General features: G+C 44.0%; 10 protein-coding genes. 4 read left to right on the top strand and 6 right to left on the bottom strand.

Going from position 1 to position 10,054, the window contains the following annotated elements:
* The 4 genes from BN3349_RS11790 to sfsA form a co-directional block, all read left to right on the top strand.
* A partial coding sequence (locus tag BN3349_RS11790) for a YadA family autotransporter adhesin (protein ID WP_245853832.1) occupies positions 1-721 on the top strand: 721 nt, incomplete at its 5' end.
* Between the two features lie 118 nt (positions 722-839).
* Positions 840-1,982, top strand: a complete 1,143-nt coding sequence (locus BN3349_RS11785; RefSeq protein WP_040977582.1) for a DUF2827 family protein — start codon at positions 840-842, stop codon at positions 1,980-1,982.
* A gap of 4 nt (positions 1,983-1,986) precedes the next feature.
* The gene (locus BN3349_RS11780; protein ID WP_040977581.1) at positions 1,987-3,222 is read left to right on the top strand and encodes a hypothetical protein; all 1,236 of its coding nucleotides are present in this window, start codon (positions 1,987-1,989) and stop codon (positions 3,220-3,222) included.
* Positions 3,223-3,388: 166 nt separating this feature from the next.
* Positions 3,389-4,108: a DNA/RNA nuclease SfsA gene (gene sfsA / locus BN3349_RS11775; protein WP_040977580.1), complete on the top strand. Its 720-nt coding sequence runs from the start codon at positions 3,389-3,391 to the stop codon at positions 4,106-4,108.
* A 143-nt stretch (positions 4,109-4,251) separates the two neighbouring features.
* Here sfsA and phoR read toward each other — a convergent pair whose 3' ends face one another.
* Genes phoR through pstS form a run of 6 tightly spaced genes read right to left on the bottom strand, consistent with a single transcriptional unit; the run spans position 4,252 to position 9,933 of the window.
* The gene (gene phoR / locus BN3349_RS11770; RefSeq protein WP_040977578.1) at positions 4,252-5,538 is read right to left on the bottom strand and encodes a phosphate regulon sensor histidine kinase PhoR; all 1,287 of its coding nucleotides are present in this window, start codon (positions 5,536-5,538) and stop codon (positions 4,252-4,254) included.
* Complete coding sequence (gene phoB / locus BN3349_RS11765; RefSeq protein ID WP_040977577.1) at positions 5,535-6,227, bottom strand: phosphate regulon transcriptional regulator PhoB; 693 nt, start codon at positions 6,225-6,227, stop codon at positions 5,535-5,537. The genes phoR and phoB overlap by 4 nt, the downstream gene beginning before the upstream one ends.
* A 32-nt stretch (positions 6,228-6,259) precedes the next feature.
* Positions 6,260-7,039: a phosphate ABC transporter ATP-binding protein PstB gene (gene pstB, locus BN3349_RS11760; protein ID WP_040977576.1), complete on the bottom strand. Its 780-nt coding sequence runs from the start codon at positions 7,037-7,039 to the stop codon at positions 6,260-6,262.
* A 12-nt stretch (positions 7,040-7,051) separates the two neighbouring features.
* The gene (gene pstA / locus BN3349_RS11755) at positions 7,052-7,897 is read right to left on the bottom strand and encodes a phosphate ABC transporter permease PstA (protein ID WP_040977575.1); all 846 of its coding nucleotides are present in this window, start codon (positions 7,895-7,897) and stop codon (positions 7,052-7,054) included.
* Positions 7,894-8,847, bottom strand: a complete 954-nt coding sequence (pstC, locus tag BN3349_RS11750; protein ID WP_040977574.1) for a phosphate ABC transporter permease subunit PstC — start codon at positions 8,845-8,847, stop codon at positions 7,894-7,896. The genes pstA and pstC overlap by 4 nt, the downstream gene beginning before the upstream one ends.
* A gap of 57 nt (positions 8,848-8,904) precedes the next feature.
* Positions 8,905-9,933, bottom strand: coding sequence for a phosphate ABC transporter substrate-binding protein PstS (pstS, locus tag BN3349_RS11745; RefSeq protein ID WP_245853834.1), 1,029 nt, complete (start codon positions 9,931-9,933; stop codon positions 8,905-8,907).
* Between the last annotated feature and the right edge of the window lie 121 nt (positions 9,934-10,054).

Below are 10,054 nucleotides of genomic sequence, written 5' to 3'. Positions count from 1 at the left end.
TTCTGCATCCAGCGCGGAAAGCTCAGCTTCTAGTGCTTCAAGTTCGGCAAGTTCTGCAAGCAGTTCAGCAACATCGGCGGCATCTTCTGCTTCTGCGGCGGCAAGTTCCGCACAAAGAGTGCTGGGTGAAGATGATGGCGACGATTCAACAACTAAATACGGTGCTGATTCGGTTGCAAATAAAACCAATGCTTCCGCATTTGGTAATAAAGCACAAGCAACCGCGGAAAATACAACTGCGGTAGGTCAGAATTCTCGGGCAAGTGCGAAAAATGCCACCGCAGTCGGCCAGAATGCGCAGGCGAGCGCAGAAAATTCTGTTGCAATCGGCGCCAATTCCGTTGCTAATGAAGCGAATACAGTTTCGGTCGGCAGTGTCGGACATGAACGCCGCATTACCCATGTTGCTGACGGTGTAAATCCTACCGATGCGGTAAATAAACGCCAGTTAGATCAGGTTTCTTCCGATTTGCGTAAAACAGATCGTAAACTGCGTGCCGGTATCGCCGGCGCAGTTGCCGTCGCTAATATTCCGCAGGTCACTCAGCCGGGAGCCAACCTTGTCGGTATGGGGGTCGGTAACTATAACGGTCAAAGTGCGGTTGCCGTCGGTTACTCTAAACTTTCCGATAATAATAAGGTGATCTTTAAAGTCAGCGCTGGCGCAACGACGCAAGGCGATTATAATGTGGGTGCCGGTATCGGGTATCAATGGAAATAATCGGCTAAAGGTCAATACATTTCACCTACACCATCGTGTAGGTGAAATTTTATTTATAAACAACTAGAATATATCCATATACAATCATCACCAATCACTGTCTTGCAAGGAATTCTTTATGTCACGTAAATATAAAATTGGTATCACCTTTAATCTGGAAGCTCAAATTACCGATATTTGGGCAAACGGCGCAAATCAAAATGTCATTTTTCTGTATCAGTTATTTAAAGCCTCCTCATTGGTGGAGGACGTGGTTTTAGTTTCATGGGGGCCGGAAAAACGGGCAACACCGCCTGAGGGCTTTATGCTGGATGATCTGGATTTAAAATTTTCTTATATTGATGATGTGGTGGATGAGCTTGATGTCTTAATTGAAGGCACGCTGGCGATTGAATATCAATATATGACCCGTATGCACGACCACGGCGGCAAAATAGTCTGTTATAAAATGGGGCCAGACTATATTATGGATATTGAATACTTTATTTTTGGCAAAAATCCGAACCGCACTTTTAACGGTACATTATTTGATGCTAACTGGCTTATTCCGCAAAATATGAATACCTGCGCCGATTATTTCGCAATTATGCATCATTGTAATTCTTATCAAGTGCCTGCAATCTGGGCGCCAACATTCTGTGACAAAGTGATTAATCGCATCAAAAAAGAACACAATCTTGAATTCGGTTATAAACCGGATCCTGACAAAAAATCTAAACGAATCGCTTGTTTTGAACCGAATATTTTTATTTTTAAAAACTGTTTTACTCCTATTTTGATTACTGAACAGGCTTATCGGACAGCGCCGGAAAAAATTAAACATTTTTACGCCTGTAATACTTATGATAAAAAAGATCATCCAACTTTCTTTAATTTTATCGGTCGCACGGAGATCGTTAAAAATAATATTATGACCGTCGAAGGACGCTATCAAATGCCAGATTTCTTAACCCGTTATGTTGATATCGTGCTTAGTCACCAATGGGAAAACGGATTAAATTATGCTTATAACGATGCGCTTTATGGTGGTTATCCGTTTATTCATAATTCAAAATTACTGCCGAAAGGGGTGGGCTATTATTATGATCAATTTGATGCGTTCGATGGTGCCAAAGTATTGCTTGATGTTATTGATAATCATGATAAAAATCATAAAGGCTATGTTAAACGGGCGAATGAATATCTGGACTCCCTGCAACCGACTAATCCGATGAATATTTACTTATATGAGAAAGAACTTAAGCGGTTGTTTGAGAAGTAATGCTATGAAAAAAATTATACTTACAGCTATTGATGATAATAATAAACTTTGGTACGAACACGTTATCCCTTTTATCCTTAGTCTAAAAGAAACAGATTACAATGGTGATATCGGTGTAATTTCCTATGGATTATCTATTAATAAACAGAATATATTACTCTCAAATGGTCTAAAGATATTTCCTGCTGCTAATAAATATCCTGAAATGCTAATAGATCGTCAAATTTCAGCAGCTAATATCGCTGAACAATATCACTACGATCTGGTAGCACTTTATGATTCTGATATTTGGTTTCCACAAAAAGAATTCACTGTATTTAAACAAATTAAAGATAAAACAAAACTGTATTGCACTTATGATATTTGGGAGTGTAGTTTTTTATACAACTGTGTTGCGCCATTTGCCGCTGATGAAGTTCGATATAAAATAAATTTACTGAAAAAAAAGAATAATTATGTCTATCAAGCCGGAGTAATTGTGGGTTTTAAAGATGCATGGTCAGATTATAAAAATTATGCTTATACTGAAATGCAGAAAGAGAAATTTCTTCAATGTTATGGTATTGATTCTACAATAATTAACTTATATGCTGTAGATCATGGAAAAATAGTATTTTTGCCGGTTAAATATAATTGTCCTCCTGCTTGGGGAATTCGTCTTAACGCAGGGGAAACCGGTATAGAATATACATTTGAAAATGAATTAGTTGAAGGTTTACATGTTACGCGGGCACACCGAAAAGGCGGGGAATATTCCTACCATAAATTATTTTCTGATAAATATTATCAACAAGGTCAGAAGTTTAGAATAAAGCACTACATTGAATACCATATTACACGTAATAGTCTTATTAATTTTTGCCAAAAAGAATATACCTCTCCGAACATTATTTTACTACAGGAAGCAAAAACCTGTGGTTGTATGAATGTCAGTTTGGAACCATCTTTATATTCTGAAAACAGTCTGAAAATAGAAACATCTGGTAGTTCCTCTTTATTATTTAAAAATACCCTATCAATAACACAAACGATTTATTTTTATGCCGAGTCTATAATTAATATTGAACCATGTGATGAACTTTTTATTGCTAAAAATGATGAACCAAGATATAAAATCGAGAGTAATAAATATTTATATATCACGCTTGAACCAGGAGATAACATAGCATTTTTAGTTCGAGAACTGGATGTTGATAATAAACGAATACGGTGGGTTTTCCCAAATTTGAAATTAATTTAGAAATATTTTTCTGAAAATACTATAAATCTATTCAAACTCAGGTTTACGAATACCTAACACATTTCTGCACGATTTTTGCGCATATAATATTGCACTTTTTATGAAATTTACACTTAATTACTTTAAACTATACTGAAAACAACTCAGTATAGTTTAAGGAAACCTCATGCAACTCCCCCACCTACAACCTGCTACCCTAATCCGCCGTTATAAACGGTTTCTTGCCGATGTCGAGCTGGCAAATGGTGAAATGCTGACTATTCATTGTGCCAATACCGGTGCGATGACCGGATGCGGGGAGAAAGGCGATCGAATTTGGTATTCCACCTCCGACAGCAAAACGCGCAAATATCCCCATTCATGGGAACTCACACAGTTAAAAGACGGTCGCTTGGTTTGCATTAATACGCATCGTTCCAATCAGCTGACGCTGGAGGCATTACAGCACAAACACATTAAAGAACTGGCGATGTATGATCAAATCCTGCCGGAAGTAAAATACGGCGAAGAAAACAGCCGGATTGATTTTCTGCTGCGGGGAGAACATGTACCGGACTGCTACGTGGAAGTGAAATCCGTCACGCTGGTAAAAGGCAATATCGGCATGTTTCCCGATGCGGTCACCACGCGTGGACAGAAACACGTCAGGGAGCTAATGGCGATGAAAAGACAAGGGCATCGCGCAGTCGTCTTTTTTGCCGGTCTACATAACGGTTTTGACCGTTTTAACGTCGCCGAATATATCGATCCCGATTATGATCGCCTGCTACGTCAGGCAATAGACGAAGGAGTTGAAGTGTATGCTTATGCAGGAAAATTTGACATTTCAGACGAAATTCCGACCGCACTTTCGCTGACCGAGGTGGTACCTTATCTCGGCAAATAAAATATAATTGAGAATAATTTTCATTTTTGTGTTGACAATCTATTTGAGAACAATTATCATCTAGCCATTCAAACAATAATAGATAATCACTCCAACATTTCAGCGTCTCTCCCCCCACAAAAGAGACGCTTTTTTTTATTCGTTTATGCTTGATTACCTTTCACAATATAGCGTTTTTTTATCACAAAACTAAAACGGCTGCCTTTTCCTTGCGTACTTTGAATATCCAGATAAGAATCGTGCTGTTCCAGCGCATGTTTAACAATTGCCAGCCCTAAACCGGTGCCGCCGGTATGCTTGGTACGGGATTCATCCACGCGATAGAAACGTTCCGTCAGATGCGGTAAATGTCGGGCGGCGATGCCGATGCCGTTATCGGACACGCTGAATTCGGCGCCTTGTTCGCAGCGTTGCCAAGCAATATGAATGGTCGCACCCTGTCCCGCATGTTTTATCGCATTATAGATCAAATTGGACACCGCACTTTGCAGTTGGGATTCATCGCCCATCACGCTCAGATCCGGCTCAACGGCAAAAATAATCTGATGCTGATTGTCATTCAGCACGGCGGTATTTTTCTGTAACGCCAAAATCAACGACGACATATCAACCAAATGATGAGCTTTATTTGAAGAAATCTCTATTTTTGCCAGAATATTCAACTGCTGTAGCAAGGTCGCCATGCGTTCGCTTTGCGCTTTCATTGCCTGCAACGCTTTGGCATGCAGCGCCGAGCCGCCGTTTTCCGCCTCCAACAACTCCAAATAACCTTGAATCACGGTCAACGGCGTGCGCAATTCATGATTCATATTGGTTAAGAAAGTTTGCCGTGAATGCAGCAGGCGAATGAACTGGGTCACATCACGCGCAATCATTAAATAGGTGCGTTCGTCGTATTTATTAATATTCATTTCGATATAGCGTTGGTTATTCAGCAATAACACTAAAGGATGGTGCCATTTGTGTTTGCTGAAATAACTTTTGAACTCGTCGTAAAAGATCACACTAAAAATATTTTTCTGAATTTTCTTATCCCAATAAAAATCAAAAATTTGCTGAGCGACATGATTACACCAAGATATGCCACCGCTGTGCTGAAAAATAATAATGCCGTCGGGCAGATACTGCATGTTGCGGTTGAGCTTGGATAACAAACGCAGCGTTTTAATTTTATCCTTACGGCTGCGGTGGCGCTGATATGCCGCCGCCTGCGAAAAATATTCCAATAAACCGCCGCGGGAATTACGCTGAATATCCGGCGAAAGCAAGCGTAACAAATGATATTCGTTATAATGATGACGGCTTAACAGCAAAACCAGAATGATCACAAACCAAAAAAGAAAATCTTTGGCAAACCAGCCGAATAGCCATGCAATACCGACAGCCAGTATGACCTCCAGCAGAAAAGAGACGAATAAACGATATTTCATGGCATATCCTGAATATGTGAAGAAAACCGATAGCCCGTTCCTCTCACCGTTTGGATATAGCGGTCAAAGCGATAAGGCTCTAGGCTTTTGCGCAAACGGCGAATATAAGAGTCCACCGTACGATCTTCAACATAAATATCATTGCCCCAAATAAAGTCCAACAATTGTTCCCGGCTATAGACTTTTTCCGGATGCGACATAAAAAAATGCAGCAATTTATATTCCGTTGCGCTCAACTCAACAATCTGATGATTCACACTCACCCGTTGCGCGCTCTGATCTAGCACAAGCTCATCAATGCAAATCAGGTTGTTCGCCTCATAACTGCGTCGCCAAACGGCCTCGATACGCGCCAACAGCACTTTGGGAGAAAACGGCTTGCTAACATAATCATCCGCGCCGCTGTGCAAACAGGTGATACAATCCTCTTCTCCGCTACGTGCGGTCAGCATGATAATTGGGATCGTCGCGCTTTCCTCGTGTTTTTTCAGATACTGAATGAACTGAATGCCGGAACGCCCCGGCAACATCCAGTCTAACAAGATTAACTGCGGTTTTTCTTTCAATTTTTTGACCGCACTTTGATAATCTTGCGCTTCGATAACCGCGTATCCGTGCTGCGCCAGAAACAACGCAATCATTTCCCGGATCGCGCGTTCGTCCTCCACCACCAGTATTTTTTTATCCATTACGTATTATCCCATCGAAAAATTACCGCCCGTTATCCCATACGCCCCTGAATATAATCCGCCGTTTTCTGATATTTCGGCTGCTCGAATAACACTTGAGTCCGCTCAAACTCGACCAACTCCCCCAAATACATATAAGCGGTGTAATCGGAACAGCGCGCGGCTTGCTGCATATTATGCGTGACGATTGCAACCGTATAATCATGTTTCAGCTCGCCAATCAGCTCTTCAATTTTCATGGTTGAAATCGGATCCAGCGCGGAACAGGGTTCATCTAGCAACAACACTTCCGGTTTTACCGCAATCCCGCGGGCGATACACAATCGCTGCTGCTGTCCGCCGGACAGGCTATCGCCGCTTTGCTGCAATTTATCTTTCACCTCGTTCCACAGCGCCGCTTTGGTCAACGCCCATTCTACCCGATCATTCATTTCCGCTTTAGTTAATTTTTCAAATAGTCGAATACCAAAGGCGACATTGTCATAAATCGACATGGGAAACGGCGTCGGCTTCTGAAACACCATGCCGATTTTTGCTCGGATAATGGCAATATCCGTTGCGGCGGTCAGCAGATTTTCACCGTCCAGATTAATTTCGCCGCTGGCATATTGTGCGGGATATAACTCGAACATGCGGTTAAATGTTCTTAATAATGTGGATTTCCCGCAACCGGAAGGACCGATAAAAGCGGTCACCTTATTTTTCGCAATGCGCATCGTAATGTTTTTCAGCGCCTGAAAATCGCCGTAATAAAAATTCAGATTATTGACCGCAATTTTGGTTTGCGCCGATGTGATAATAGGATGATTCATGGTTTCTATTCCTTATTTTTTCTGCAATACAACACGTGTGATTACATTCAATAACAACACGAAAAACGTTATTAGGGTCGCCCCTGCCCACGCCAGTTGATTCCAGTCTTGAAACGGGCTTGACGCATACTGATAAATCACCACCGGCAAATTTGCCAGCGGACCGTTCATATCCCATGAACGGAACTGATTGGACAGTGCGGTGAATAGCAGCGGCGCAGTTTCACCGGAAATACGCGCCACCGCCAATAACACCCCGGTGATCATTCCGGAACGGGCGGCGCGATAACAGATCATGGTAATCACCCGCCATTGCGGACAACCCAACGCAGCGGCAGCCTCACGCAGATTATGCGGAATCAGCGTCAGCATACTGTCTGTGGTGCGAACCACAACCGGAATTGCCAACATAGCCAAAGCAAACGCGCCCGCCCAGCCGGAATAATGCTGCACCTGCGCCACATAAACGGCATAAATAAATAATCCGATAATAATTGAGGGCGCGGAAAGCAATACATCGTTAAGAAAACGGGTTGCCGCCGCCAAACGACCGTATCTGCCGTATTCCGCCAAATACGTCCCCGCCAAAATGCCGATCGGTGTCGCCACCAGCGTTGCCACCAGCAACATCAATGCCGAGCCGATAATCGCATTTAACAAACCGCCCGCTTCGTTCGGCGCCGGCGTATCGTGGACAAACAATTGCCACGACAGTGCCGGAATACCTTTGCCGACCAACGTAAACAAAATCCAACATAACCAAAACACACCGAATATTACCGCCAGAAACGCTAATCCCAACATGACGTAATTTTTCAGTTTGCGGCAATGAAATCGCATAGTGCGGTCATTATTCATCGAGTTTTTCCTTCTTTTTTCGTAATACGGGCAACCAGCAAGCGCGAGATGATCAACACCAGCGTGGTAATCACAAACAGGATTAATCCTAATTCCATTAAAGCGGATTTTTGCAAACCGCCGGCTTCGTTAAACTCGTTGGCAATCGCCGAGGCAATGGAGGTGGACGGTGCGAATATAGAATCGGGCAAATAAAACGCATTGCCAATCACAAAGGTTACCGCCATCGTTTCGCCCAACGCCCGACCTAATCCCAGCATAACGCTGCCGATTACACCGGTTTTGGTATAGGGCAGGATAATGTGCCGCACCACTTCCCACGTGGTAGAACCCAAACCGTAGGCAGATTCCTTTAACATTGGCGGTACGGCGGCAAAGACTTCCCGCATCATTGAGGCGATAAACGGAATAATCATAATCGCCAACACCAGCCCGGCACTGAACAGCCCGATGCCGAACGGCGCACCGGAAAACAGCGAACCGATGAACGGTAACGGGCTTAACGCCTCAATCAAATAAGGCTGAATATATTCCTGAAACAGCGGCACGAAGACGAACAATCCCCACATACCATAGATAATCGACGGAATCGCCGCCAGCATTTCAACCGCAATACCTACCGGTTTTTTCACCCGCTCGGGCGCCAGCTCGGTTAGAAAAACCGCAATACCGAACGACACCGGCACGGCGATACATAAGGCGATCAGCGCAGAAATTAAGGTTCCCGTCACCGGCACCGGCGCACCGTAGTTTTCCTGTACCGGATCCCAGTCGTTGTGCCACAAAAACGACATACCGAACTGCTTAATCGCTTCCCAGCTGCCGACAATTAAAGACAATAAAATGGCTATCAGTACGGCAAACACTAACAGCGCAAAAAAGGCGGTGGTCTGCTTAAATAGTCCCTCAATCCACAGATAATTGAGACATTTTTGTTTGGTTTTATACATATCGCTTGCTCTTGTTATATGCCTCCGTCCGCTATGGTACGGAGGCAGCCAATACGATCAGCGCAGCGGATTGCCCTGCGGATCTTTTACTTCATTCGCCCATTTCGCTTCAATTTGTTGCACCACATTATCGGGTAACGGTACGTAATCCAGTGTAAAGGCAGCCTCTTTCCCCTGTTTGAACGCCCAGCCGAAGAAATCAAACACGCCCTTTGTTTGCTGCGGTTTATCCGCCTGTTTACGGATTAAAATAAAACTCGCCGCACTCACCGGCCAAGCCTGCTCACCCGCTTCATCCGTTAACACCACGCCCATACCTGCGGTGTTTTCCCATTTGGCATTCGCTGCGGCAGCGGAAAAGCTTGCCGCCGAAGGCTGAACAAACGCACCGCTCTTATTTTGCAGCATCGCCCATGACAGATTATTCTGCTTCGCATAAGCGTATTCCACATAGCCGATGGCATACTTCAGCTGACGAACATACGCCGCCACACCTTCATTGCCTTTACCTCCCTGACCGGTAGGCCATTTGACCGATTTTCCCTCGCCGACTTTTTCCCGCCATTCGGGCGACACTTTCGCCAAATAATTAGTCCAACCGAAAGTGGTACCCGAACCGTCCGAACGATGCACCACAATGATCGCCTTATTCGGCAGTTCAAGGGTTTCATTTAAGGCGCGAATCGCCGGATCATCCCAGCGCGTAATCTTGCCGAGAAAAATATCTGCCAATACCGGACCGGACAATTTCAGCCGTCCCGCTTCAATGCCGGGCAAATTCACCACCGGAACCGTTCCGCCGATAACCGCGGGAAATTGCAACAGCTGATGCCGTTCGAGCGCCTGCGCTTTCATCGGATCATCCGAAGCACCGAAATCTACGGTGTTGGCAATAATCTGCTGTTGCCCGCCGCCGGAACCGATAGACTGATAATTCACTTTATTGCCAGTTTCCTTTTCATATAAGGACGCCCATTTCGCATAAATCGGATAAGGAAAAGAGGCACCGGCGCCGGTAATCGTCTGCGCTTGCACGGCAAATGAAAAAGTCATTAACGGCAGCGCCAATAAGGATAATGTTTGCATGCGGTGTTTAAGCATCATAATCGCTCCTATTTACACAATAATTGATTAACTGCACGGGCAGTATAAAAAAGAAATATGACAGTTTAATGACAGGAAAAAACGCCATGCCGTCACCGGCAAA

This window comes from Necropsobacter massiliensis (genome assembly GCF_000827595.2).
In the GTDB taxonomy this organism is placed as follows: domain Bacteria; phylum Pseudomonadota; class Gammaproteobacteria; order Enterobacterales; family Pasteurellaceae; genus Necropsobacter; species Necropsobacter massiliensis.
Note: the sequence above shows the minus strand (reverse complement) of the source record. Positions and strands in the feature narration are given on the sequence as shown.

Excerpts from the sequence above, each read along its gene's own strand:
- pstC (WP_040977574.1), bottom strand. The coding sequence starts at position 8,847 with ATGTATAAAACCAAACAAAAATGTCTCAATTATCTGTGGATTGAGGGA.
- BN3349_RS11780 (WP_040977581.1), top strand. The coding sequence starts at position 1,987 with ATGAAAAAAATTATACTTACAGCTATTGATGATAATAATAAACTTTGG.
- phoB (WP_040977577.1), bottom strand. The coding sequence starts at position 6,227 with ATGGATAAAAAAATACTGGTGGTGGAGGACGAACGCGCGATCCGGGAA.
- pstB (WP_040977576.1), bottom strand. The coding sequence starts at position 7,039 with ATGAATCATCCTATTATCACATCGGCGCAAACCAAAATTGCGGTCAAT.
- pstS (WP_245853834.1), bottom strand. The coding sequence starts at position 9,933 with ATGCAAACATTATCCTTATTGGCGCTGCCGTTAATGACTTTTTCATTT.
- sfsA (WP_040977580.1), top strand. The coding sequence starts at position 3,389 with ATGCAACTCCCCCACCTACAACCTGCTACCCTAATCCGCCGTTATAAA.
- BN3349_RS11785 (WP_040977582.1), top strand. The coding sequence starts at position 840 with ATGTCACGTAAATATAAAATTGGTATCACCTTTAATCTGGAAGCTCAA.
- phoR (WP_040977578.1), bottom strand. The coding sequence starts at position 5,538 with ATGAAATATCGTTTATTCGTCTCTTTTCTGCTGGAGGTCATACTGGCT.
- pstA (WP_040977575.1), bottom strand. The coding sequence starts at position 7,897 with ATGAATAATGACCGCACTATGCGATTTCATTGCCGCAAACTGAAAAAT.